This window comes from Youngiibacter multivorans (assembly GCF_017873395.1).
Classification (GTDB): Bacteria; Bacillota; Clostridia; order Clostridiales; family Clostridiaceae; genus Youngiibacter; species Youngiibacter multivorans.
Genome location: NZ_JAGGKC010000031.1, coordinates 23,513 through 48,060 on the forward strand (window position 1 = coordinate 23,513; position 24,548 = coordinate 48,060).

20 protein-coding genes, 1 tRNA gene, 1 pseudogene and 1 other annotated feature are annotated in these 24,548 nt (G+C 45.3%); of the genes and pseudogenes, 18 read left to right on the plus strand and 4 right to left on the minus strand.

Going from position 1 to position 24,548, the window contains the following annotated elements; translation table 11 throughout:
- The first annotated feature begins 108 nt into the window (after nucleotides 1-108).
- The 13 genes and pseudogenes from J2Z34_RS14920 (at nucleotide 109) to J2Z34_RS14980 (ending at nucleotide 13,542) form a co-directional block, all read left to right on the plus strand.
- On the plus strand, nucleotides 109-852 hold the full coding sequence (locus J2Z34_RS14920) for a class I SAM-dependent methyltransferase (RefSeq protein WP_209460670.1): 744 nt from the start codon (nucleotides 109-111) through the stop codon (nucleotides 850-852).
- Nucleotides 853-868: 16 nt separating this feature from the next.
- Nucleotides 869-2,272, plus strand: coding sequence for a tRNA lysidine(34) synthetase TilS (gene tilS, locus J2Z34_RS14925; RefSeq protein WP_209460671.1), 1,404 nt, complete (start codon nucleotides 869-871; stop codon nucleotides 2,270-2,272).
- Nucleotides 2,259-2,801 carry a hypoxanthine phosphoribosyltransferase gene (hpt, locus tag J2Z34_RS14930; protein WP_209460672.1) on the plus strand — a complete coding sequence of 181 codons (543 nt, stop codon included), beginning with the start codon at nucleotides 2,259-2,261 and terminating at the stop codon, nucleotides 2,799-2,801. Before tilS ends, hpt begins: the two co-directional genes overlap by 14 nt.
- A 146-nt stretch (nucleotides 2,802-2,947) precedes the next feature.
- Nucleotides 2,948-4,894 (plus strand): ATP-dependent zinc metalloprotease FtsH, encoded by a 1,947-nt coding sequence (ftsH, locus tag J2Z34_RS14935; RefSeq protein WP_209460673.1) that lies wholly within the window; start codon nucleotides 2,948-2,950, stop codon nucleotides 4,892-4,894.
- Nucleotides 4,895-5,073: 179 nt separating this feature from the next.
- Nucleotides 5,074-5,742: pseudogene (locus tag J2Z34_RS14940) on the plus strand (methyltransferase family protein); the annotation flags it as partial.
- Between the two features lie 168 nt (nucleotides 5,743-5,910).
- A complete protein-coding gene (locus J2Z34_RS14945) occupies nucleotides 5,911-6,300 on the plus strand; it encodes a thioesterase family protein (RefSeq protein ID WP_245250831.1) in 390 nt (129 codons plus the stop codon).
- A 13-nt stretch (nucleotides 6,301-6,313) separates the two neighbouring features.
- Nucleotides 6,314-7,984: a formate--tetrahydrofolate ligase gene (locus J2Z34_RS14950; protein WP_209460675.1), complete on the plus strand. Its 1,671-nt coding sequence runs from the start codon at nucleotides 6,314-6,316 to the stop codon at nucleotides 7,982-7,984.
- A gap of 251 nt (nucleotides 7,985-8,235) precedes the next feature.
- Nucleotides 8,236-9,024: a type III pantothenate kinase gene (locus tag J2Z34_RS14955; RefSeq protein WP_209460676.1), complete on the plus strand. Its 789-nt coding sequence runs from the start codon at nucleotides 8,236-8,238 to the stop codon at nucleotides 9,022-9,024.
- The gene (dusB, locus tag J2Z34_RS14960) at nucleotides 8,999-9,979 is read left to right on the plus strand and encodes a tRNA dihydrouridine synthase DusB (protein ID WP_425348055.1); all 981 of its coding nucleotides are present in this window, start codon (nucleotides 8,999-9,001) and stop codon (nucleotides 9,977-9,979) included. The genes J2Z34_RS14955 and dusB overlap by 26 nt, the downstream gene beginning before the upstream one ends.
- A 63-nt stretch (nucleotides 9,980-10,042) precedes the next feature.
- Nucleotides 10,043-10,525 (plus strand): transcription elongation factor GreA, encoded by a 483-nt coding sequence (greA, locus tag J2Z34_RS14965; RefSeq protein WP_023387366.1) that lies wholly within the window; start codon nucleotides 10,043-10,045, stop codon nucleotides 10,523-10,525.
- Nucleotides 10,526-10,534: 9 nt separating this feature from the next.
- Nucleotides 10,535-12,040 carry a lysine--tRNA ligase gene (lysS, locus tag J2Z34_RS14970; RefSeq protein WP_209460678.1) on the plus strand — a complete coding sequence of 502 codons (1,506 nt, stop codon included), beginning with the start codon at nucleotides 10,535-10,537 and terminating at the stop codon, nucleotides 12,038-12,040.
- Between the two features lie 273 nt (nucleotides 12,041-12,313).
- Entirely contained in the window at nucleotides 12,314-13,261 is a 948-nt protein-coding gene (locus J2Z34_RS14975) for a hypothetical protein (protein WP_209460679.1), read from the plus strand.
- Complete coding sequence (locus J2Z34_RS14980) at nucleotides 13,255-13,542, plus strand: hypothetical protein (protein ID WP_209460680.1); 288 nt, start codon at nucleotides 13,255-13,257, stop codon at nucleotides 13,540-13,542. The genes J2Z34_RS14975 and J2Z34_RS14980 overlap by 7 nt, the downstream gene beginning before the upstream one ends.
- A 596-nt stretch (nucleotides 13,543-14,138) precedes the next feature.
- On the opposite strand, the gene J2Z34_RS14985 is transcribed toward J2Z34_RS14980, so the two are convergent.
- The 4 genes from J2Z34_RS14985 to asnA form a co-directional block, all read right to left on the minus strand.
- Nucleotides 14,139-14,366 carry a PF20097 family protein gene (locus tag J2Z34_RS14985; RefSeq protein ID WP_209460681.1) on the minus strand — a complete coding sequence of 76 codons (228 nt, stop codon included), beginning with the start codon at nucleotides 14,364-14,366 and terminating at the stop codon, nucleotides 14,139-14,141.
- A gap of 9 nt (nucleotides 14,367-14,375) precedes the next feature.
- Nucleotides 14,376-15,260, minus strand: coding sequence for a DUF4846 domain-containing protein (locus tag J2Z34_RS14990; RefSeq protein ID WP_209460682.1), 885 nt, complete (start codon nucleotides 15,258-15,260; stop codon nucleotides 14,376-14,378).
- A gap of 269 nt (nucleotides 15,261-15,529) precedes the next feature.
- Nucleotides 15,530-17,263, minus strand: coding sequence for an aspartate--tRNA ligase (gene aspS, locus J2Z34_RS14995; RefSeq protein WP_209460683.1), 1,734 nt, complete (start codon nucleotides 17,261-17,263; stop codon nucleotides 15,530-15,532).
- Between the two features lie 232 nt (nucleotides 17,264-17,495).
- Complete coding sequence (gene asnA / locus J2Z34_RS15000) at nucleotides 17,496-18,464, minus strand: aspartate--ammonia ligase (RefSeq protein ID WP_280922340.1); 969 nt, start codon at nucleotides 18,462-18,464, stop codon at nucleotides 17,496-17,498.
- 55 nt (nucleotides 18,465-18,519) lie between these two features.
- Nucleotides 18,520-18,775: a binding site (T-box leader), on the minus strand.
- A gap of 335 nt (nucleotides 18,776-19,110) precedes the next feature.
- Between asnA and J2Z34_RS15005 the strand changes: the two genes are divergently transcribed.
- From J2Z34_RS15005 to J2Z34_RS15025, 5 genes are all read left to right on the plus strand, one after another.
- A tRNA-Asn gene (locus tag J2Z34_RS15005) sits at nucleotides 19,111-19,185 on the plus strand.
- 225 nt (nucleotides 19,186-19,410) lie between these two features.
- On the plus strand, nucleotides 19,411-20,799 hold the full coding sequence (locus J2Z34_RS15010) for a glycine--tRNA ligase (protein WP_209460685.1): 1,389 nt from the start codon (nucleotides 19,411-19,413) through the stop codon (nucleotides 20,797-20,799).
- Nucleotides 20,800-20,946: 147 nt separating this feature from the next.
- The gene (gene murD / locus J2Z34_RS15015) at nucleotides 20,947-22,317 is read left to right on the plus strand and encodes a UDP-N-acetylmuramoyl-L-alanine--D-glutamate ligase (RefSeq protein WP_209460686.1); all 1,371 of its coding nucleotides are present in this window, start codon (nucleotides 20,947-20,949) and stop codon (nucleotides 22,315-22,317) included.
- A gap of 114 nt (nucleotides 22,318-22,431) precedes the next feature.
- Nucleotides 22,432-23,535, plus strand: coding sequence for a 6-phosphofructokinase (locus J2Z34_RS15020; RefSeq protein WP_209460687.1), 1,104 nt, complete (start codon nucleotides 22,432-22,434; stop codon nucleotides 23,533-23,535).
- A 58-nt stretch (nucleotides 23,536-23,593) separates the two neighbouring features.
- On the plus strand, nucleotides 23,594-24,154 hold the full coding sequence (locus tag J2Z34_RS15025; RefSeq protein ID WP_209460688.1) for a DNA-3-methyladenine glycosylase I: 561 nt from the start codon (nucleotides 23,594-23,596) through the stop codon (nucleotides 24,152-24,154).
- Nucleotides 24,155-24,548 lie beyond the last annotated feature (394 nt).

A 24,548-nucleotide genomic window follows, 5' to 3' on the forward strand; every position in this document is an offset into this window, starting at 1 on the left:
TGCGCATGGTACCATTTTTGCTTTCATTGCATTGATTATCAAAAGAATGTAAGATTGAGGTAGGGCGCTGTTTCTTGAATATCATTGAAAACAGGAGTTAGATATATAATGGAAGAGATGTTTTGGGAAGTGCATTCAGGGCTTAAGAGGGAGGCTCCGGGAAGTGAGGAGTCTACTCTCCGGGCACTGGACAAGGTAATCCTTACTGGTGAAGAACCTGTGATCCTTGATATTGGATGCGGTCCGGGAGACCAGACCATCACGATAGCTAAGACTTTCAGGGATGCAAAGGTTATGGCGGTTGATACCCATGAACCCTTTCTGGATGAGCTTGTGAAGCGCTCTGATGAGGCAAGGGTACTTGATCGTATAGAGCCTCTCAAGATATCCATGTTCGATATGCATTTTCCGAATGAGCACTTTGACCTTGTCTGGGCTGAAGGCTCAGCCTACATAATGGGCTTTCAGAACGCTCTGAGGTCCTGGAGGCGATTGCTTAAGGAAGAGGGCTACCTTGGCCTCGCAGAGCTTGCCTGGCTCAAGGAAGCACCTTCGGATGAAGCAAGGGAATTCTGGAATACGGGATATCCTCAGATGAAGCACATGGATGAGAACAGGAAACTTATAGATGAAGAAGGCTATGAGCTTATTGAAACGTTCATACTTCCAGAATCCGACTGGTGGGACAGCTATTATGGTCCCATGGAGAAAAGGATAAATGAGCTTAAGGAAAAATATCAGGGAAAGCCGGAAAATCTGGCTGTCCTTGAAGCTGAAATGGAAGAAATAGGGATATACCGGAAACATTCGGATGAATACGGCTACGTCTTTTATGTAATAAGAAAGAACTGACTGGAGGTGACCTCATATGGTGGCGTTAAAGGAAAAGGTTGAAGCCTACTGCAATGAAAAGGATCTTTTGGAAAAGAATGACAGAGTACTTGCTGCCTTTTCAGGTGGAAGCGATTCGCTCTGCATGCTTAATATCCTGATAGAGCTAAAAGATGAATATGGCCTAAAACTTGGTGCGGCCCATGTCAACCATCTTCTGAGAGGTGAAGCAGCAGACGCTGACGAGGAATTCTGCAGGATAACCTGTGATACTTTGGGCATACCATTCTATTGCCTCAGGAAGGATGCAGGGGGCTATGCTGCTGAAAAAGGGGTATCAACAGAGGTTGCTGGCAGGGAAATCAGATATTCGTTCCTATCTGAGGTCATGGAAAGCGAAGGCTACAACAAATGTGCCACTGCGCACAACCTGAACGACCAGGGTGAGACAGTGCTTCTGAACCTTATCAGAGGAACAGGATTGTCAGGTCTCACGGGAATCAGCGCCAGAAGGGAAGTCTTCATAAGGCCGCTTCTTTCAACACCGAGGATTGAGATAGAAGAATATCTCACTGCAATTGGTCAGGAAGGCAGAAAGGATGCCACTAACGATGAGAACAATTACTCCAGGAACAAGCTCCGGAATGTCATAATCCCATATATACGCGAGAACTTCAATGAGGACTTTTCGGCGACTGTATACAGGATGGCAGAGCTTCTGGAGGAGGATAACCAATATATCGAGGGACGTGCGAAGGAAGCAGTCGAGAGATACATCCTTGAGAAGAGCTATGAGACCATGATAAGGAAAGAAGCATTCAGGCTTGAAAAGGCCATACTCAACAGAGTGGTGCTTTCGGCAGTCAGGATGGTCAAGGGTGACACTATAAACATTGAGAAGGTCCATGTAGACAAGATAGTAAGGCTGCAGGGCGGAGAGACGGGAAAGATAATCGACATCAAGGACGACATAACAGCCTATAACAACTACGGCGATATGTACATCAGGCGCAGGGGCACTTCAATTGACCCGAGCATACTGAGCCCTCTCAAGGAGAAATCATACAATGTTCCCGGCACATATTATATAGGCAGCCTCAGAGTGAAATTTGAGATACTTGATTCCATACCACCAAAGAAGGACCCCTGCTGCAGATATTTCGACCTGGAATCAACCGGAAGAAGAATAAAGATCAGGAATCGGGTGCACGGAGACAGGGTTAAGCCCCTTGGGATGGCAGGCTACAAGAAGGTGAAGGATATATTCATTGACAGGAAAATCAAAAGGGATCTCAGGAACAACCTTTTAGTTTTCTTAAAGGATGATGAGATATTCTATATAGAAGACACGGTTACAGGAGAGGACTTCAAGGTAACGGACAAGACAGAGAAAGTCCTTTCAGTAGGCATATTCAAGGAGGAAACTGATGATAGTAAATGATGTTAAGGAGATCCTTATAGGGAAAGAGGAGCTCGATGCAAAGTGCAAGGAGCTTGGTGCCATGATAAGCAATGACTATGCAGGCAGAGACCTGGTGCTGGTCGGGATACTCAAGGGTTCGGTTGTATTCATGACTGATCTCATGAAGGAGATAACGATACCTGTAATGCTCGATTTCATGGCAGTATCCAGCTACGGAGCTGATACGAAGAGTTCCGGAGTAGTTAAGATAATCAAGGACCTGGACATGGATGTCGAAGGGAAGAGCATCCTCATAGTAGAGGACATTATTGATACCGGACTTACTTTGGGATACCTTGTAGAGTACCTCAAGGCAAGAAAGGCTTCATCCATTGAAATAGTTTGCCTTCTTGACAAGAAGGAGAGAAGAAAGGTAGATATACCTGTAAAGTACAGGGGCTTTGATGTTCCGGATGAATTCATCATCGGATATGGAATCGACTATGCCGAGAAGTACAGGAATCTCCCATATGTAGCATCATTGAAGGAAGAGGTATACACAAAATAGGGATTCAAGGAATGTTAACATAAAATTCCTGAATATCTATTCTATTGGATACAATTTTATTTTACAATATAGGCATACCCAGATATTTTGGGTAACACTAATACGAAAGGAAGGCCGGCTGTAAGCCTGGCCATATGGAGATATATATGAACACCAAGCAAAGAATGCCAGCAGGGTTCACCTGGATTGGAATACTCCTATTGTTCATGATTGCATCCTTCCTCTTCTCAAATTCAGAGCCTAACCTGAATGCAGTGTCTTTCGACAAGTTCAAGACCGAGTACAGGAATGGGAACGTCAAGGAGATAGAGGTCAGGGATGATGGTATGACTATCAGGGGAGTGCTTCAGGATGGATCTGAGTTCACAACCGTAGCATCATCAGAAAGGCTTGACAGCTTCCTAGCTGAGGAGGGCAGGGATGATGTCATTGAAAAATACACTCCGGTACAAAACACTGACATGTGGTCGATAATCATTCCGCTGGGAGGAATACTTATCGTAGTTGGATTCCTGTTCTTCTTCATGAACCAGCAGAACCAACAGAACGGTGGTGGCGGCGGAAACAGGAATGTCATGAATTTCGGAAAGAGCAGGGCCAAGATGGCCAATCCGGAAAACAAGAGCGTTACCTTCAAGGAGGTTGCAGGCGCTGAAGAGGAAAAGTTCGAGCTCCAGGAGGTCGTAGACTTCCTGAAGAACCCGAAGAAATATATTGACCTGGGAGCGAGGATTCCAAAAGGCATACTCCTTGTCGGACCTCCGGGAACTGGAAAGACCCTTTTAGCCAAGGCAGTAGCCGGCGAAGCAGGAGTCCCGTTCTTCAGCATTTCAGGTTCGGATTTCGTTGAGATGTTCGTAGGTGTTGGAGCCTCAAGGGTCAGGGATATGTTCGACCAGGCAAAGAAGAACTCACCCTGCATTATTTTCATAGATGAGATCGATGCGGTAGGTAGAAAGAGGGGAGCTGGCCTCGGCGGCGGACATGATGAAAGGGAGCAGACTCTCAATCAGCTTCTTGTCGAAATGGATGGATTCGGTATCAATGAAGGTATAATAATGGTTGCTGCAACCAACAGGCCTGACATACTGGATACTGCGCTGCTCAGACCAGGCAGATTCGACAGGCAGATTGTTGTAGGATTCCCTGATGTCAAGGGACGCGAGGAGATACTGAAGGTCCACGTCAGGAACAAGCCTCTGGCTGATGACATAAAGCTGGATGTCCTTGCCAAGATGACCTCCGGATTCACAGGTGCTGACCTTGAGAACCTTGCAAATGAGGCAGCTCTTCTGGCTGTAAGGGCAGGTAGGAAGTTCATCACAATGGTGGAGATGGAAGAGGCAATTACTCGAGTAATCGCCGGAACCGAGAAAAAGTCAAGGATCGTATCTGAGAAGGAGCGAAGGCTTACTGCGTATCATGAAGCCGGACATGCGATAATCGGAAGACTCATGCCGGACCTTGATCCTGTGCATCAGATAAGCATAATCCCGAGAGGCATGGCCGGAGGATATACCATGCACCTGCCTTCAGAGGACAGGAGCTACATGTCGAAGACCAGACTTGAGCAGATGATGGTATCCCTGCTTGGCGGCAGAGTCGCAGAGAAGCTTATCATCCATGACATATCAACCGGGGCAAAGAACGATATCGACAGGGTTTCAAAGATTGCAAGGTCAATGGTAATTGACTACGGAATGAGTGACGTTGTAGGAACCATATCATTCGGCGAGGGTGAAGAGGTATTCATCGGTAGAGATTTCTCCAAGTCAAAGACCTTCAGCGAGAAGACAGGACAGGTCATAGATGACGAGGTCAAGAAGCTGGTGGATAAGGCTTACGAAAAGGCCGAGGAGCTGCTTTCTGAAAATCTCGACAAGCTTCATCTGGTAGCCCAGACACTGCTTGAGAAGGAAAAGATAGAAGCCGACGAATTCGAATCTCTATTCACAACTGGCAGGCTTCCCGAGAAGAAGGAGCAGCCAGCTGAACCACAGCTGAAAAAAGATCAGAAGAATACTGAAAGCAAGCCTGAAGAAAGGCCTGTTGTAAAGGACCTGACTGGTGCAGGACCGATTGCGGAAGCATGATGAATTGAGGATGGAGCCTGTTCCGGTCATGGAGCATGTTTCATCCTTTCTCTTTTGAATAGTAGTGTCCCAAACAAATTGTGAGAAAAGTTCTAAACAATTGAAACTCAATTGACCTCGTAAATCGATTAAACCACTCATTACTGAAGTCATGAGTTTGCCCAAGCTTTCTCTACAAGGAGCTGATTGAGATGAAAGGGATTCTTCATATTTTCGGGAGAATAGTATTTTTGGCACTCACAAGCCTCAGCATAATCATCGCCGGGAAAGGGGATGTATTCCTCAGAGACCCAATTGGAATCACGTATCTCGTGCTCTGGAATACATGGTGGACTGTGACATTCCTTGGAAGAAGGCAAGGACAGGAAACAAGGTACGACAAGGGGCAAAGAGCTTTGGTTCTGGCTGTATCATTTATTTCAGTTCCGTGGCTGATCATTGCTCCGCCATGGGAGTATTCGAACTTCGAAGGTCCGATTGCCAGAGGCAGTATAATCTCCTACGTCGGACTTGTGCTGTTTGCGGCGGGAGTTCTGGTTCAGGCAATCGCCATGGTTCAGCTTAAGGGTTCATATACAGTGAAGCTTGGGGTCAAACCTGAGCAGAGGCTTGTAACTGTCGGATTGTATCGAATCGTAAGGCATCCCGGGTATCTTAGCTATTTGCTGTCAATTACAGGAATAAGCCTTGCAATGTGCAGCTTACTGACCTTTGTGCTCTTGTTAATCGTGCTGATTTTCCTCATCAACCGGATTGATGAGGAGGAGAAAATGATGATTGCTGAGTTCGGGGATAGCTACATGAAATACATGAAAAGGACAAAGAGGCTCATTCCGTTCGTATACTAATTAGCCTTAATTGAGCTTGGAAATACATACAAATGAATCTTTTATAGCGAGACATTTGTTTTCGTTGCAGGGATTTATTCATAACTTGCTTCTGTTATGAAATCATTCATTAAGTTGCACATCTGGCATGGTATAATTGAAGCAATAGAACTGAAAGGAGAGAAACACTTGGAAAATGGATTGAAGGCAGGAATCAAGGGATTTCTAAAAATGACAGTGACTGAAAATGATACAGCGGCTGCGCTTGGTTCCGGAAACATCAGCGTATTCTCGACTCCTTCGATGATTGCGCTTATGGAGAAGACATCAAGGCTCAGCGTGCAGGGACTTTTAGACAATACGAAGACTACGGTCGGAACCAAGGTTGCAATATCCCATCTCAAGGCTTCGCCTGTTGGAAGCGAGGTCATGTGCGAATCAATTCTTACGGTGGTTGACGGCAGAAGGCTGGAATTTACAGTTGCTGCATGGGTTGATGGTGAGAAGATCGGCGAAGGCACTCATGAGAGATTCATAGTCGATGAAGCCAAATTCCTTTCAGCAGTTTACAAGAAATAGGAGGACTTATACTATGAAGAGCGACATTCAGATAGCCCAGGAGAGCAAGATGCTCCCGATAAGAGACATTGGGGCTTCACTCGGACTTTCAGAGGATGACCTTGAATATTATGGGAAATACAAGGCAAAGATATCCCTCGATGTGCTTTCCGAAAGGGAAGGCAGGGAGGATGGAAAGCTTATCCTTGTGACTGCGATAAATCCGACTCCGGCTGGAGAAGGCAAATCCACGGTTACTGTAGGGCTGGGCCAGGCGCTCAACAGGCTTGGAAAGAAGGCTTTAATAGCTCTAAGGGAACCATCCATGGGACCTGTATTTGGTGTGAAGGGTGGAGCAGCTGGCGGAGGATATTCTCAGGTAGTTCCGATGGAGGATATCAACCTGCATTTCACGGGAGACATGCATGCGATAACCTCAGCAAACAATCTGCTTGCAGCTGCCATCGACAACCATGTCCACCAGGGGAACGATTTAGGCATTGATATCAGAAGGATAACCTGGAAGAGGGCAATGGACATGAATGACAGGGCTCTTCGAGACGTCATAGTAGGCCTGGGTGGAAAGCCAAATGGATATCCCAGGGAAGATGGCTTCATGATAACCGTGGCATCTGAAATCATGGCAATACTCTGCCTGTCCACATCTCTGATGGACCTTAAGGAGAGGATGGGAAGGATAGTCATCGGTTACGACCTGAAAGGGGAACCGGTATTCTGCAGGGACCTGAAGGTAGAGGGGGCAATGGCGCTCCTGATGAAGGATGCCATAAAGCCGAATCTGGTACAGACTCTGGAGAACACACCTGCAATAATCCATGGAGGCCCATTCGCGAACATAGCCCATGGATGCAACAGCATCCTGGCAACAAGGACCGCGCTGAAGCTTGGAGAATACGTCATCACAGAGGCTGGCTTTGGAGCTGACCTTGGTGCGGAGAAGTTCCTTGACATCAAGTGCAGGTTCGGAGGACTGAAACCAAAGGCAGTGGTCATAGTTGCTACGATCAGGGCGCTTAAGCTCCATGGCGGAGTACAGAAGGCTGACCTCTCACATCCTGATGTCGAGGCTCTTGCTAGAGGCATAGTCAACCTTGAGAAGCAGATTGAGAACATACAAAGCTTCAGGCTTACACCTGTAATTGCACTCAATAAATTTGCCACGGACAGCGATGAAGAGATTGCCTTCATAAAGGAATTCCTCGCCGGGAAGGGCGTCGAAGTTGCTCTGACAGAGGTATGGGAAAAGGGTGGCGAAGGCGGACTTGACCTTGCTAAGAAGGTCATCGAGGCTGCAGACAGGATGGAAGGCGACTATGAAGTCCTTTATGGTACCGAATCTCCAATCAAGGATAAGATCGATACGATAGTAAAAAAGATATACGGTGGAAAGAGCGTTGCCTATTCAGCCACTGCCGACAAGCAGATACTCGAGCTTGAAAAGTTCGGACTGGACAAGATGCCAATATGCATGGCTAAGACACAGTACTCCTTGTCTGACAACCCTAAGCTTCTGGGAAGGCCTGAAGGCTTCGAGGTTAAGGTGAATGAGGTAAGGGTATCCAACGGTGCGGGCTTCATCGTATGTCTAACAGGCGACATCATGACCATGCCGGGACTTCCGAAGGTTCCTGCTGCTGAAGTCATGGATATCGACGAAAATGGCAATATAGTAGGTTTGTTCTAACAGAATAAGCGGGGACCTTTTCAGGTCCCTTATTCATTAATCATGGCAATTCACAGAGAAAATATATGACATATTGCCAATTTATAAGAAAATATTTGCCGCACATGGTAAAAGTGCCTGATTTACTTGACAATTAAGGAATCCTTGTTAAAATTATATTGTTAAAAACAAATGACATCTATATGCACTGAGATAGACATAGCAGCTTTTTCGAGCTGCTTTTAGATTTATATTGGGAAGGATGCGGTAGTTTGATACTCTTGGTCGACGTTGGAAATACCAACATAGTTATAGGTATTCACGATGGCAATGATATCATTGCTGATTTCAGGCTGGCAACAGATTCTAAGAAAACGTCAGATGAAATGTCCATACAGGTAGTTGAGCTGTTCAGGATGAATGGCATTAGCGTATCGGACATAACAGGGGTAATCATTTCATCGGTCGTTCCGAATGTCATGTATTCTCTTGAGAACATGATAAGGAAGACATTCGACATCCATCCCATGATAGTGGGTCCTGGACTCAAGACAGGTATGAACATAAAGACCGACAATCCAAGGGAAGTCGGAGCAGACAGAATCGTAAATGCCGTAGCTGCATATGAGAAATACAAGAGGAGCATGATCCTCGTTGATTTTGGAACAGCTACCACGTTTGATGCTGTAAAAGGCACCGGTGTATATATCGGAGGCGCAATTCTACCAGGTATAAAGATCGCCGCTGATGCGCTTTTCGAAAGGGCTGCGAAGCTCCCCAGGATAGAGCTCGTGACACCGGAGAAGGTAATAGGAAAGAATACCGTAACCTCCATGCAATCTGGAATAGTCCTTGGATATATCGGAAGCATTGAGTACATTATTAAGATGATGAAGAAGGAAATGATGGAAGAAGGCGAGGAAGAACCTCTTGTAATAGCTACTGGCGGATTGTCCAGGATGATCTACAACGGTACAGACTCCATCGATCTCCTTGAACCCGGACTGACCCTGGAGGGGCTGAAGATAATTTATGATAAAAATAGGAAAGAAGACCGTTGATACCAGGGTATTCCTGGCACCGATGGCCGGCATCACTGATATCTCCTATCGTGAGATAGTATTGGATAAAGGCTGCACCATGGCATTCACTGAAATGGTAAGTGCCAAGGCACTCCATTATGGAAGCGAGAATACAAGGGAGCTCTTAAGGATCTCTGACAAGGAAAAGAACATTGCTGTTCAGCTTTTCGGAAGCGAGAAGGATATCATGGCAAGGATGGCTGCTAAGCTCAGTGAAAATGAGGATATTGTTCTCATCGACGTGAACATGGGCTGCCCTGCACCTAAGATAGTTAAGAACGGCGAAGGTTCGGCTCTTATGCAGGACCCGAAGAAGGCTCAGGACATAATCAGGGAGATAAAGAAAGCCACAGACAAGCCTGTAACCTGCAAGACCAGGAGAGGCTTCGGCATGGGAGATGAGACCGCTCTGGATTTTGCTAAAAGGATGGAGGATGCAGGAGCTGACATGATAACAATTCATGGAAGGTTCAGGGAGCAGTACTACACCGGCAAGTCAGACAGGTCGATAATAAGGAAGGTAAAGGAAGCTTTATCTATACCAGTAATAGGGAACGGGGACATATTCACCGGACAGGATGCTCTTGATATGTTCAATGAGACGAAGTGTGACGGTATAATGATTGCACGTGGAGTTCTTGGAAATCCATGGATATTCGAGGAGATTGAAAGTGCTCTTCAAGGAAAAGAATACCAAAGGCCAAAGCAGGAAGAGATCATAAGGATGGCAATTGAGCATTACAAAAATGCCATAAGGCATGACGGGGAGCACAAGGCAGTCAGAGAAATGAGGAAGCACCTGGGGTGGTATCTCAAGGGAATGAAGAACAGCACAGACCTGAAGGTCAGGATAAATACCGAAGAGGATCCGGAAGCCGTAATTCATCTTTTAGAGGAATATAGAGAATCAATAATGTTCAAGGTGATAGCTTAATTTGACTTAAGATGTCAACTGAATTATAATATTAAATTAAATGGAAATAGAGGGGAGTAAGAAATGAGCGAGGCTAAGAAGTATATCATGACTTACGACGGTGTGAGGAAGCTCGAGACAGAACTCGAATACCTCAAGACTGTCAGGAGAAAAGAGATAACTGAGAAAATCAAGGTGGCACTTGGATATGGCGACCTGAGCGAGAATTCTGAGTATGATGAGGCCAAGAACGAGCAGGCTTTCGTAGAGGGCAGGATCGGACAGCTTGAAAACATGCTTAAGAATGCAAGCGTCATAGACGAGAGCGAAGTATCCGTTGACAGCGTAAGCGTCGGATGCACGGTCAAGGTATATGACTATGAATTCGAAGAGGAAGTGGAATACGGAATAGTAGGATCCACTGAGGCTGATCCCCTGAACTTCAAGATCTCCAATGAATCTCCGGTAGGAGCAGCCCTTATGGGACATAAGGTAGGAGACGAAGTCGTTGCTGAAGTGCCTAATGGCACAAGCAAGTTCAAGATCATAGAAATAGGAAGAGAGTAGGTGCGATAATTGTCTAATGAGGAAATGAGCCTCAAGGAGCTGCAGGACAATCTGTCCGAGCAGGAAGCCCTTAGAAGGGAAAAGCTGAAGGAGCTGCAGGAACAGGGAAAAGACCCTTTCGACGTGTATAAGGTCGTAAGGACGCATAATTCCAAAGACATCAAGGAGAACTTTGCATCCCTTGAAGGTGTTGAGATAACCACTGCCGGAAGACTCATGAGAAAAAGAGTCCAGGGCAAGGCGGGATTCTCTGACATTCACGACAGGGAAGGCAAGCTTCAGATTTATATCAAGCTTGACAAAGTCGGCGAAGAGAAGCTCAAATTCTTCAAGACACTGGACCTTGGCGACTGGATAAGCGTCAAAGGTACTGCTTTCGTGACCAAGACAGGTGAAATAACTCTCGAGGTTAATGACTTCGAGCTCATATGCAAGTCACTTAAGCCACTGCCTGACAAATGGCATGGCCTTAGCGACCCGGATATGAGATACAGGCAGAGGGAGGTTGACATCATCTCAAATGAGGTGGTAAAGGAAACCTTCATAAAGCGAACAAGGATAATCAGAGAAATCAGGTCGTTCCTTGATGAGAGGGGATATCTTGAGGCTGAGACTCCTATACTCTCCCCTATAGCAGGAGGAGCAGCAGCAAGACCGTTCATAACGCACCATAATTCACTTGATATAGACATGTACCTCAGAATCGCTACTGAGCTCTACCTTAAGAGGCTTATAGTAGCAGGATTCGAGAAGGTTTATGACATGGGCAAGAACTTCAGGAATGAAGGAGTAGACTACAAGCACAATCCGGAGTTTACCATGATCGAGCTGTATGAGGCATATGCAGACTACAACGACATGATGGTACTTACTGAGGAGCTTGTCTCATCAGTTGCGCAGAAGGTTCTCGGAACCACTGTGATCAACTACCAGGGTACTGAGATCGACCTGACTCCTCCATGGAACAGGAAGACAATGGTTGAGCTTGTAAAGGAATATGCAGGAGTAGACTTCGATGCCATAGGCAGCGACGAGGAAGCTCATGCGGTTGCCAAGGCTCATCACCTTGCTGATGAATTCAAGAAGGACCTGAAGGATACTACCAAGGGCGACATCCTGAATGCAATGTTCGAGAAGTATGCCGAGGAGCATCTCATACAGCCAACCTTCGTATGTGACTATCCTGTTGAGATTTCACCTCTTACAAAGAAGAAGAGAGGAAATCCGACATTCACCGAAAGGTTCGAAGGATTCATATTCGGAAGAGAGATATGCAACGCATACTCTGAGCTGAATGATCCGATAGTACAGAGGGACAGATTCAACCAGCAGGCCAAGGAAAGGGATCTGGGAGACGATGAGGCATACATGATCGATGAAGAGTTCATGAGTGCACTTGAAACCGGAATGCCACCTACAGGCGGACTTGGAGTAGGAATAGACAGAATTGTAATGTTCCTCACCGATTCACATTCAATAAGGGATGTAATACTCTTCCCTACAATGAAGCCTTAATACTGACGATTTAGGAATATCAATATATGCAAAGGGACCTCTGAACTTCAGGGGTCCCTTTGATACGCCGTCATTTATTTTTCTGCTGGCTTCAATTCCAAGTTTCAGGAGTATTTAGCAAACGAGTCTGTGGCTGCATCAATTTGCTCGGCGTCAGGTGTCATCTCAGTTTAAGTATGAAAGAAGTTATTGAACATAACATTGAAAAAAAGAAGAATATATGTTATTTTTAATATTTAACATAAATATGTTACATATTAAAAAGGTGGTATTATGAAAGAGTATTTAGAGCAGAGTCTAAAAAGAAAGATTGAGATAACAGTATTTGATAAGACTGAGTCTTTGCCGCTTCAATATGTTGGCTTATATCATTTACATTCGGTAAATATGGATGGGGTTCAGTGGCTTATTGCTGAGCCAAAGGAGAAACCTGGACTGGCATCCATGAGGAAAAATCAGAGGCAACTGGAGAAATTGACTGGTCTGAACTGTGCTTTATATCTTAAAAGCATTAACAGCTATTCGAAAGATATTATGGTAAATGAGGGGATTCCATTCATAGTTGAAGGTAAGCAGATCTACCTCCCATTTATTGGAGTACTTTTGGCTACTGAAGGTAATAGAGCATTAGCACCGGTCAGCCAAGTCTCTTTTCTGACACAGAGGCTTCTTATTCTCGCTTTGTATGGCAAATGGCAGGAAATGACAGTGACAAAGATTGCAGAAAGCTTAGGAATGACAAAGATGTCAGTCTCCAGGTGCCTTGACGAGATAGAGTATCTTGAGATACCGGTACTTGCTTTGAAAGGTAAGTCACGTGTGATAACTATTAATCGAAAGACAAAAGAACTTTGGGAGGAAATCCAGCCGATTCTTAGAAATCCGGTCATCATAACCTATGATTTGGAAGAAGATTTAAAACTTGCGGTAAAAGCAGGAATGTCTGCTCTTTGTGAATATTCCATGCTGGAAGACAATCCATATCCAACCTATGCAATAACAAAGAAGGATTTGCAGGTATTGAAGATAACAAAAAAACAGCTTGTCCCAAGAGGGGAGGAAAAGGGCTGTGCTATTCAGGTACTTGGATATTACATCAATTTCCAAAATAGGAATGTGGTAGATCCGTTGACAGTGCTTCTGTCGTTAAGCGATGAAGAAAAATCTGATGATAGAGTGAAACTTTCGGTGGATGAGATGCTAAGGGAGTATGCATGGTAAAGGGATTAGATATTTTCGAGGAATACTTTAAAAATTACGAGAATCAGTATGTGCTAATCGGTGGAGCAGCATGCGATATCATTTTTTCAAATAACGATTCACAATTTAGGGCAACAAGGGATCTCGATATAGTGCTAATAATTGAGGCTTTGACACCAGAATTTGCCAATCAATTTTGGAGATTTGTATCAGATGCAGACTACAGACATCGTGTGGCGAGTACAGGAGAACCACAATTCTATCGATTTGATAAGCCTATTGCTGAAGTTTGTTCAAAATGATAGAGTTGTTCTCAATAATATTGACAATGTGCTATAGTATTACGAAAAAATGGTCTTGAGACCATAAAAGCGGAATGGAGATTATCGATGAAGATAAATAGAGATGGATACCAAATGAAAATGGAATTGCAACATTGGGTATTAGAGAGTTTCTTTTAAAGGAGAATAGCCTGGATTTGTGAAAGAAGCAGACAGCTGAATTGTGAACAGAATGGTATTAATAAAAGCCCATTCTATGGGAATCGATTCATTTCTGATTGGATTCAGCATCATTTAAAATATTCTGGATGTATGCTATTAGTATCGCGGGAAAATGAAAATCTTCCGGAACATACGGAGAGAAAGGCTGCAATTTGAGAAACTAACCAGGACGGTTATCAATTGTGGATAGGGTACTGACGGGGAGAGAAGAATATGATATGGCTTTGTGAAAATTTGACATTTAATAGTTGTGCTTACAAGGATTGAAAGCTTCGGGATTATTGAAAAATTAAGAAAATTCACAGTGAAAATAGAACACAAAGAAAGCTAAGATCCCTTGTTATGAAAAGGTATCTTAGCTTTTTCAACCCCAAAGGGCAAGTAAAGACAGATGATTATTCTTTCAAATCCTGTTCATTCAGTACCACATGGAAGGCAACATATCCGCAGCTGCTGCAGACTGAAGCAGTAAGCCTTAAAGGCACTTCAGTGCCTGAGCCTCTGGTCTTTTTCGCGACCTTAAGCAATGAGAATGGATAGGATTCTGTGATTCTTGACATGTCCAGATATGGGATGTAGCCTTCTTCCATCTCTGATGAGCATTCGGGGCAGATTCTTACCATAATTTCCTCCTACTTCTTTGGAAACCTTCTTAGGCTTCCTTCAGGGAATGTCCAATGTGGAGTAATCAGCTCACCCTTCTCAAGAGTGTACCAGGGGCTGATTTCAGGGTTGGACAGATTTCTTAATACCTGTGTCTCCTGTGCCGGCATGTAGCTTTGGGCGAGAATGAAATACCTGGTTCCTGTCATTTTGTCTATAGCCATGTCTACTACTATCACAGCATGTCCTGGTGACCCGGCAACTATGAAGACGTCCCCTATCTCCATTTCCATCATGTCGACCGGTTCGAGCTGCTTCTTCAGGGAGATTGTGCTGGCGTATGAATGAACCACATCCATGTACCTTCTGAAGCTTGTATAGGAGGTGTCATTGTTTGGACCTGCAGCCCAGGATGCATTGTTTCCGTTAAGTACCACCTTCCTGCCACTTGACCACGTCTTAAAGTCGCATTTGAATCCACTTACAAAATTAAAGGAGATCTTATCGAATTCACCTTTTGCATAATGGTACTCACCCTTGAGCCTCATAATAGCATCTGCGCACTGCTGCAGATTCCTTTCGGTTATATCCTGGTCAATCACAGAAATGTAGGCAAAGTCTGATTTCTCCCTGCCGTCATAGTAAAGGACCTTTTCACCATAGGCTTTTAGCTTCAGGTTCTGCAGATATTCTGCAAATGAGCCTGTGGCTGCTTCAAGACGCTCTGATCCTTCAGGTGGGAGGAACCTCTCCCTAATGGTAGCGCCGACTTCATTTATGATTTCAGCCTTCGCTGCCTGGGTTGATTCCGTTGGCTCTGTGATAGCTGATGTTTCAGTAGGAATGTTGTTTACGCATCCCGACAGGGTAATGGTAATTGAAAGGATTGCTATGATCAGTTTTAGCTTATTCACATCTTTCCTCCGTCTATAAATACACTGTTATACCTACCGCAATTATATACAATAGCTGAATGAGAGTTGTTACAATTCAGAGAATGGATGAAGTTTTAGCAGTTCGAGAAAACTCTGCAAATGGGTAAATGTATGACCTCCATGGTTGTGATGTATGAAAGTTGTCTGAAATGAGAGAAACCCTCTGAGTGCAGATAGTTGCTATCTTTACTCAGAGGGTTATCTCTATTGAAATCTCCAATGGGATTAGTCACAGTTTACATAGTGTACTATCTCATCTTGATATGTACTTCCTTAAGTTGTTTCTCTGTTACTTCTCCTGGTGCTCCTAGAAGCAGGTCCTGACCGTTGGAGTTTAGCGGGAATGCGATAACTTCCCTTATATTCTCGTGTCCTGCAAGCATCATGACAATCCTGTCAACTCCAGGAGCCATTCCTGCGTGAGGTGGTGCGCCATAGGAGAATGCGGTATAAAGGGCTCCGAATTTTTCCTTGAGTACATCCTCAGAGTAGCCTGCTATACTGAAGGCTTCCTTCATGATGTCGGGCCTGTGGTTCCTGACTGCGCCTGATGAAAGCTCTATGCCGTTGCACACTATGTCATACTGCCATGCTTTTATCGTGAGTGGGTCATCATACTTCAGTGCATCCATTCCGCCCTGAGGCATGGAGAACGGGTTGTGTGTGAAGTCTATCTTTCCGGTTTCCTCATTAGTTTCATACATTGGGAAGTCCACAATGAAGCACATCTCGAACTTGTCCTCCTGAAGGAGTCCAAGCTCAGTGCAGAGCTTTGTCCTTATCTGTCCGGAGAACCTGTCAACCTTAGTCTTCTTGTCTGATATGAAGTATACTGTATCTCCGTCTTTCAAGTCGCACATTTCAATTAGTTCTGCTTTTTTCTCATCTGAAAGGAACTTGTCGATCGGACCCTTGAATGAGCCATCGGAAAGTGTAAGATATCCTAAGCCCTTCATGCCGATAGCGACTGCGTAATCAAACATGTTCTCGAAGAACGAGCGTGACATGCCTGAGCAGTTGGCCTTGATTCCCCTTACCGGTTTGCCTTTGAAGGGAGCAAAATCAACATTGAGGAAGAAATCCGTGAGGTCATCTATCAGCAGAGGATTCCTGAGGTCAGGCTTGTCCGTTCCGTACCTGAGCATACTTTCCTCGAAGGATATCCTTCTGAAGGGAGGCTTTGAGACCTCTTTGTCGGAAAACCTGCTGAATGTGCTGTAAAGAACTGATTCGGCAACCTCAAACACATCCTCTTGGTCAGCGAATGCCATCTCGAAGTCAAGCTGGTAGAATTCTCCTGGCGACCTGTCGAGCCTTGCGTCCTCGTCCCTGAAGCATGGTGCTATCTGGAAGTATCTGTCAAAGCCTGATGCCATGAGGAGCTGCTTGAACTGCTGTGGAGCCTGCGGAAGAGCATAGAACTTTCCTCTGTGCTTTCTGCTTGGAACCAGATAATCCCTTGCTCCTTCAGGTGAAGACATTGTTAATATCGGAGTCTGCATTTCCAGAAAGCCCATTTCTTCCATCTGATGCCTTAGGTGGCTGATTACTTTAGACCTTAGCACCATATCCTTGTGGACAAGTGGATTCCTGAGGTCGAGGAACCTGTACTTGAGCCTAAGCTCTTCCCTTGTTTCCCTGGACCTTGCTGGCTCGAAGGGCAGTGATGCGCTACAGGAGGAAAGAAGAGTTATGGAGTCCGAGTGGACCTCAACAGTTCCGGTGTCTATCTTCCTGTTGACTGTCTCCTCATCCCTCATCACAACTTTTCCGGTGACTGAGATGACAGACTCCTTATGTATGCCGTGGATCTTTGTCTCGTCGTGAAGTACCACCTGGGTCATACCCTCCTGGTCTCTCAGGTCGATGAATATGACTCCACCGTGGTTCCTTATGGTGTCGACCCAGCCTGCAAGAGTAACCTCTTTGCCGATGTCGGTCTGTCTTATCGAATTGCAGTGTGTAGTCCTAAAGCTCTGCATTTTTTTGTCCTCCTGTCATTTTTGGTACGAAAAAGGGGAATACAATACTATGTATTCCCCGGGACGGGATTATCTCCCGCGGTGCCACCCGAATTAGCCTGAAGGCTCACTCAAAACATTATTTTGTTCATCCTTGGAGTGTTCCCCGTCAGCTACTCTCATGATTGCGCTTTCAGTCTGGTGGCGCTATCTCCCTGTGATGATTTCCATTTTAGACGGAATCTCTTCGGTTTTACAGGAGCGTTACTCCCATGTCGTTCATTTCTCTAATCATGCTTTCTGGCCATATGGAGCACTGTACTTCACCTATATGGTATTTCCTGAGAAGGAACTGGCAGATTCTTGACTGGCCGATTCCTCCACCCATTGTCTGGGGAAGCTCGTCTGCTACAAGAGCCTTGTGGAAAGGAAGCTCCAGTCTGTCCAAAGCCCCGGCCTTTTCTAGCTGCACTGAGAGTGTCTTCGAATCAACCCTAATTCCCATTGAGGAAAGCTCGAGGACATCGTCATGTACCGGGTTGAAGAAGAGGAGGTCTCCGTTAAGCGACCAATCATCGTAGTCAGGAGCTCTGCCATCATGCTTCTGACCGTCTGCAAGCAGGTCACCAATGCCGATCAGGAAGTATGCTCCTGTCTTTATCGCAAATTCCCTTTCTCTCTCTTTGGGAGTTGTTCCGGGATACATTGCAAGCAACTCTTCTGTTGTTATGAACGACAGGGAGTCAGGCAGTATGGGCTGTATGAACGGATACTTCGCATGAAGCATAGTCTCAGCGTCCTTGAATATCGAGTATATTATGCTTACTGTGGACTTCAGCGTATCAAGGTCCCTTTCACCAGCTCCAATTATCTTCTCCCAGTCCCACTGATCGACGTAGATGCTGTGAATTTTGTCCAGGTCCTCGTCTCTTCTGATTGCGTTCATGTTTGTGTAGAGCCCTTCGCCAAGCGTGAAGCTGTAATCCTTCAGGGCCTTCCTCTTCCACTTTGCCAGTGACTGAACTATCTCTATGTGGTTTCCTGTTGACTTGACATCAAATGATACAGGTCTTTCGATGCCGTTAAGGTCATCGTTCAGGCCTGTGCCTATCTCCACGAACAGCGGTGCGGATACCCTTGTGAGGTTGAGCCTCTCTGATAACTCGTGCTCAAAGAACACCTTTATCATCTTGATTGCCTTTTGTGTTTCCTTCGGACTCATCTGTGATTTGTACAATTTGATTTCCTCCTGAATATAAAAAATCCCTTCATCCCTATACAGGGACGAAAGGAAGGCTCTTCCGCGGTACCACCCAGCTTAACTCCATTGGAGCTCACTTTTTAAGACACAGGCATAGGTAATGCCGATATCCGACTCCGTTATCGGGGAGTTCCGGCCAGGTCTACTTGCCTAAGAGGCTTTCCTCTGGCGGCTCTGAGATGTTCTTCAGCTATGCTCCTGCACCGGGATCACACCATCCCCGGTTCTCTTTGTCTTTGCACATAACATACTCTTCTCGTCAATGCCGATTATTATTTTCAATTATAAGCATTTTGTCTGTCCTGTCAACAAGAATCTTTTTAGATTTCAGCCCAAAATTGCAACTAATTCGGTTGGAACTTCACGAAGTGATTTTTACGGTCTGCACCATATCACTATAAGCATTGTCCGGTAATAGTGTCACTAAGATGGATTTGTTTCGGGATATTTCTGATGTCATAAAATAGCGGGTGCTTATTCCTACATTTTATAGCAGCAGACAGGATATGAATTGGATAATTTTTATGGTCAATTTTTATCGTAAATATTTGAAAAATTACTGTTGCATTAATCCAAAACATTGCTATAATAGTCTTTGTAATGACGTTCCGCGATAGCTCAATGGTGGAGCACTCGGCTGTTAACCGATAGGTTGGAGGTTCGAGCCCTCTTCGCGGAGCCATTTTTTTTATAACTGAATAACTCGCAATGAATGGGAAGAGTAACGAGAAAAGTCTTCAAGAGACCGGACGGCTGGTGTAAGATCCGGAGGCAGTATCGTGAACGGAGCCCATGAGCGTGTGAATGCAAGAGCAGGGCAATGCCAAGAAAGGTGGAACCGCGGATAATATCCGTCCTTTCGTTGAGCAGGCCTTTTTTTATTATTTTATTTTGGGGAGGAAAAGAAATGACTGAGAAGACAATGGATAAGATCGTAGCGCTTTCCAAGGGCAGAGGCTTCGTGTATCCGGGATCGGAAATATATGGGGGCCTGGCAAATTCGTGGGATTACGGCCCGCTTGGAGTAGAGCTCAAGAACAACATAAAGAAGGCATGGTGGAAGAGATTCGTGCAGGAGAGCCCGTATAATGTTGGACTTGACAGCGCGATACTGATGAACCCTGAAGTCTGGGTTGCATCAGGACATGTAGGCGGCTTCTCTGACCCGCTCATGGACTGCAAGGACTGCAAGTCAAGGTTCCGTGCTGACAAGCTTGTCGAGGATGACATGACTTTAAAGGGTGCTGAGGTTGCATCAGCTGACGGCATGAAGGAAGACGAGCTCATGAAGTACATCGAGGACAACGGCATCGTATGTCCGAAGTGCGGAAAGAAGAACTTCACAAGCATAAGGAAGTTCAACCTCATGTTCAAGACCTTCATGGGAATCACCGAGGACAGCAAGAATGAGGTCTACCTGAGGCCTGAGACTGCTCAGGGTATATTCGTTAACTTCAAGAGCGTTGCAAGGACTACCAGGAAGAAGGTTCCGTTCGGAATAGCCCAGATAGGAAAATCCTTCAGGAATGAGATAACACCAGGAAACTTCATATTCAGGACCAGGGAATTCGAACAGGCTGAGCTTGAATTCTTCTGCAAGCCGGGAACAGACCTTGAGTGGTTTGCATTCTGGAAGGATTACTGCATGAAGTTCCTTCTTGACCTTGGTCTTGACGCAGAATATGTCAGGATGAGAGACCACAAGCCTGAAGAGCTTTCTTTCTACAGTGCCGGCACCTCTGACATTGAATACAAATTCCCGTTCGGATGGGGCGAGCTTTGGGGTATCGCTGACAGGACAAGCTATGACCTGACACAGCATATCAATCACTCCAATGAAGACCTCTCATATGTGGATCCAGTTACCAATGAGAAGTACATCCCTTATTGCGTTGAGCCTTCAGTAGGTGTAGACAGACTGTTCCTCACATTCCTTGTAGATTCTTATGAGGAGGAGTCACTTGAGAACGGTGAGTCGAGGAATGTGCTTAAGCTGCATCCTGCACTTGCTCCGTTCAAGGCTGCTGTTCTGCCTCTTTCCAAGAAGCTTTCTGAGAAGGCACTTGAAGTCTACGGACAGCTTTCGAAGCACTTCATGGTTGACTACGATGAAGCCGGGTCAATCGGTAAGAGATACAGAAGAGAAGATGAAATCGGAACACCGTACTGCATAACTGTTGACTTTGATACTCTTGAGGACAATACTGTAACAGTCAGAGACAGGGATACCATGGAGCAGATAAGGCTCTCAGTATACGAAGTAGCTGATTATATAAGCAGGAAGCTTGAGTTCTGATACTTTCCGACATTTTAAGGACCGGCCCGATGGGCTGGTCCTTTCAGCTAAAATAGTGGCAATTATACTTGCTTTTACTCTATACTGAAGGGTGAAGGAAGTATCCTTTAGAAGGATGTACAAATATTTGAAATGCGGGTGTAAGCAGTGAAAAGAGATTTCAATGAGTTCAAGGAATATATAAGAGATAAGAAGGTCGGGGTAGTAGGCATAGGAGTAAGCAACCTTCCGCTGATAAGGTTTCTTCTGAAGCTGGGGGCGCATGTGTCTGCGTTTGACAGGAGAGAGCTAAAGGATTTGGGGCCTGAGGTCCAGGAGCTATCTGACAGGATAGAGATATTCCATGGCCATGATTACCTTGACCATCTCGATGGGCTGGATGTCATATTCAAGACTCCTGGTATGAGGATAGACGATCCGCATCTTGTGAGGGCACAGGAAAAAGGGACCATAATAACATCTGAGATGGAGGAGTTTCTGAAGTACTGCAAGGCAAGGACCTTCGGCGTGACAGGATCTGACGGGAAGACAACCACTACAACTGTTCTTGGTCTGCTTCTCAAGGAAGCCGGCTATAAGGTATTCGTAGGCGGCAATATAGGGACACCGCTGTTTGACAAGATAGAGGACATAAGACATGACCATATGGTAGTGCTCGAGCTTTCGAGTTTCCAGCTCATGACCATGACTGTGTCTCCTGAGGTTGCTATAGTTACCAACCTTTCCCCGAATCATCTAGACATGCACAAGGACATGAAGGAATACATCGATGCAAAGAAGAACATCTTCCTGCATCAGGGCAAGGAGGATATCCTCATCCTTAATGAGGACAATGAGATAACTAAAAAGTTTGCTGGTGAGGCGAAGGGCGTAGTTGAATTCTTTTCATCAACAAAGGAGCTTGAAGATGCATATTTTGCTGACGGCACTCTCTATCTAAGGGATGAGAAGGTAGTGGAGCTGAAGGACATGCTGGTAAGGGGAGTGCACAATGCTGAGAATTTCCTTGCTGCGTTCCTGGCTGCCAAGGATTACGTGTCAATTGATGAGATGAGGAAGGTAGCTCTTACGTTCCCTGGAGTCAAGCACAGGTGCCAGCTTGTCAGAGAGTATAAGGGAGTAAGGTATTACAATGACTCCATTGCATCCAGTCCTACAAGGACACTTGCCAGCCTTAAGGCTCTCGATACGAAGGTAAACCTCATCGCAGGCGGGTATGACAAGAACATCGACCTTTCACCTGTAGCATTCCAGGGCTACAAATACATAAAGAATGCGGTGCTTGTAGGAGATACCAGGTTCAAGCTGAAGGAAGCGTTCGACAACCTTGCTAATATGAAAGGGATTTTCGTACCTGTACATATGGCCGAATCCTTTGAGGATGCGGTCTACATTGCCAAAAGGCTTTCAAAGCCTGGTGATATCGTTGCGCTTTCTCCTGCTTGTGCCAGCTTTGACAGCTTCAAGAACTTTGAAGAACGTGGGGACAGGTTCGCAGCTCTTGTTAATGATTTTTAAATTTTGGAACTCGTGGTCTTTGGCCTGCAGACCTTTGCATTATGTTTCTTCTTAGGATAAAATCATAGTGAAATCCATGGAAAGTTTGCATACTAAATCAGGGAGGCAAAAAATATGGTAGTCAACAAGATAAAGAGAATAGGAATACTTACAGGCGGTGGAGATTGCCCGGGACTCAATCCGGTAATAAGAGCTGTCGTTAGGACTGCGATACTGGAGTACGGCTGGGAAGTCGTTGGAATAAGGAACGGATACAAGGGAATGTACAACGGAGATTTTATCGAGCTTACTCTCGATTCCATCTCTGGCATACTGCATGAAGGCGGTACGATCCTTTACAGCTCCAACAAGGATAATCTTTTCGACTATCAGGTTGAAGTTGATGGTAAGCTTGTTAACAAGGATGTATCTGACGTCGGAATGGAAAACATAAAGAAGATGGGAATAGATGTCATGTTCATCGTCGGAGGCGACGGCACCCTTACCTCTGCAAGGGACTTTGCAAGGAAGGGAGTAAAGGTCATAGCTATTCCAAAGACCATTGACAATGACCTGGCATCAACAGATACCACATTCGGATTCTCGACTGCGGTTGATGTAGCAACAGAAGCCCTCGACAGGCTTCATACTACAGCTTCATCCCATCACAGGATAATGGTCCTTGAGGTCATGGGAAGATATGCGGGCTGGATAGCTCTTCATTCAGGTATAGCAGGCGGAGCGGATGTCATACTTCTTCCTGAGATTCCATATGACATAAGGAATGTTGCCAGGACCATCGAAGAGAGGAAGGCAAGAGGCAAGAACTTCTCTATAGTTGTAGTCGGAGAAGGAGCCAAGGAGATTGGCGGAGACATAACTGTAAGAGAAATCATTAAGGATTCTCCGGATCCTATAAGACTCGGCGGAATCGGAATCAAGGTGGCAACCCAGCTTGAGAAACTCTGCGGAAATGAGACAAGAGCTACAATCCTTGGACATCTGCAGAGAGGTGGATCGCCTTCATCTTCGGACAGGATACTTTCCACAAGATACGGTGTTGAGGCTGTCAAGCTTGCAGCATCAGGCAAGTTCGGAAACATGGTTACCCTGAAGGGGGACCACATGTCCTATGATTCACTTGAGAATGTAATAGGCAGAAAGTCAAAGCTTGTAAATCCTAACGGAGAGCTTGTTGAGGCTGCCAAGTCCATGGGAATCGGCTTTGGAGACGAGTAAGAAGAATAATACTAAAGAGGCGCCGTATCAGGCGTCTCTTTTCACAGGGAGGAAGTTCATGGGACATGGAGACTGTACCTGGCCTGTAAGCGACATTGAAAGGAAATACCATGACAACGAATGGGGCGCTGAGCTCCATGATGACAGGAAGCTGTTTGAATTTCTGATCCTCGACACATTTCAGGCAGGACTGTCGTGGAAGACCATCCTTAACAAGAGAGAGAACTTCAGGAAGGCATTTGACGGCTTCGATCCTGAAAGGATATCAGAGTATGACGACCTCAAGTTGGAAGAGCTGATGCAGGATACCGGAATCATCAGGAACAGGCTGAAGATACAAGGGGCTGTAAAGAATGCAAAGGCTTACCTCAAGGCCGTGGAAGAGTTCGGATCGTTTGACAGCTATATCTGGTCCTTCGTCGGAAACAAGAGCATTGTTTCAAGCATAAATGGACCTGAAGACTACAGGGCAACCTGTCCGGAATCGGATGCCATGTCGAAGGATATGAAGAAAAGGGGATTCGCTTTCTGCGGGAGCACCATATGCTATGCATTCATGCAGGCGGCAGGGCTTGTGAATGACCATCTCAATACGTGCGCATATAAGAACAGGAAATAAGATCAGGATATAAGAATGTTGAAGGCTGGTAATCATATGGATGCCAGCCTTTATCATGGATTTGAATAGAGCGTTTAATAGTGAAAAGGACAAAAAATGTAAACAAAATGAAAAATTTCTTGTTTATAGGATTGCTTCAAATTTTTCCTTGTGGTAATATATCTAAGTCAGCTGTTTCGGCAAATGAGCGTTGACAGCGCTCAAACAGAAGTGGTATTATAAATAGGCTCACTTCGATACGAACAATAGCGAAGCGACAAGCTCTTTGAAAATTAAACAGAAATAGGTAATAAGACCAAAGTAAATTTTTTTGAGTCACCTCCATATTGGTTGGAGGAAGACGTCTCGAGTAGGAAACGAAAGAGGCAGCCAAGGCAAACTTTTAATTTGAGAG

Coding starts and splice junctions, on each gene's coding strand:
- J2Z34_RS14975 (WP_209460679.1), top strand. CDS start 12,314: ATGAAAGAGTATTTAGAGCAGAGTCTAAAAAGAAAGATTGAGATAACA.
- asnA (WP_280922340.1), bottom strand. CDS start 18,464: ATGAGTCCGAAGGAAACACAAAAGGCAATCAAGATGATAAAGGTGTTC.
- ftsH (WP_209460673.1), top strand. CDS start 2,948: ATGAACACCAAGCAAAGAATGCCAGCAGGGTTCACCTGGATTGGAATA.
- hpt (WP_209460672.1), top strand. CDS start 2,259: ATGATAGTAAATGATGTTAAGGAGATCCTTATAGGGAAAGAGGAGCTC.
- greA (WP_023387366.1), top strand. CDS start 10,043: ATGAGCGAGGCTAAGAAGTATATCATGACTTACGACGGTGTGAGGAAG.
- J2Z34_RS15010 (WP_209460685.1), top strand. CDS start 19,411: ATGACTGAGAAGACAATGGATAAGATCGTAGCGCTTTCCAAGGGCAGA.
- J2Z34_RS14985 (WP_209460681.1), bottom strand. CDS start 14,366: ATGGTAAGAATCTGCCCCGAATGCTCATCAGAGATGGAAGAAGGCTAC.
- J2Z34_RS14920 (WP_209460670.1), top strand. CDS start 109: ATGGAAGAGATGTTTTGGGAAGTGCATTCAGGGCTTAAGAGGGAGGCT.
- J2Z34_RS15025 (WP_209460688.1), top strand. CDS start 23,594: ATGGGACATGGAGACTGTACCTGGCCTGTAAGCGACATTGAAAGGAAA.
- aspS (WP_209460683.1), bottom strand. CDS start 17,263: ATGCAGAGCTTTAGGACTACACACTGCAATTCGATAAGACAGACCGAC.
- J2Z34_RS14950 (WP_209460675.1), top strand. CDS start 6,314: ATGAAGAGCGACATTCAGATAGCCCAGGAGAGCAAGATGCTCCCGATA.
- J2Z34_RS14980 (WP_209460680.1), top strand. CDS start 13,255: ATGGTAAAGGGATTAGATATTTTCGAGGAATACTTTAAAAATTACGAG.
- tilS (WP_209460671.1), top strand. CDS start 869: ATGGTGGCGTTAAAGGAAAAGGTTGAAGCCTACTGCAATGAAAAGGAT.
- J2Z34_RS15020 (WP_209460687.1), top strand. CDS start 22,432: ATGGTAGTCAACAAGATAAAGAGAATAGGAATACTTACAGGCGGTGGA.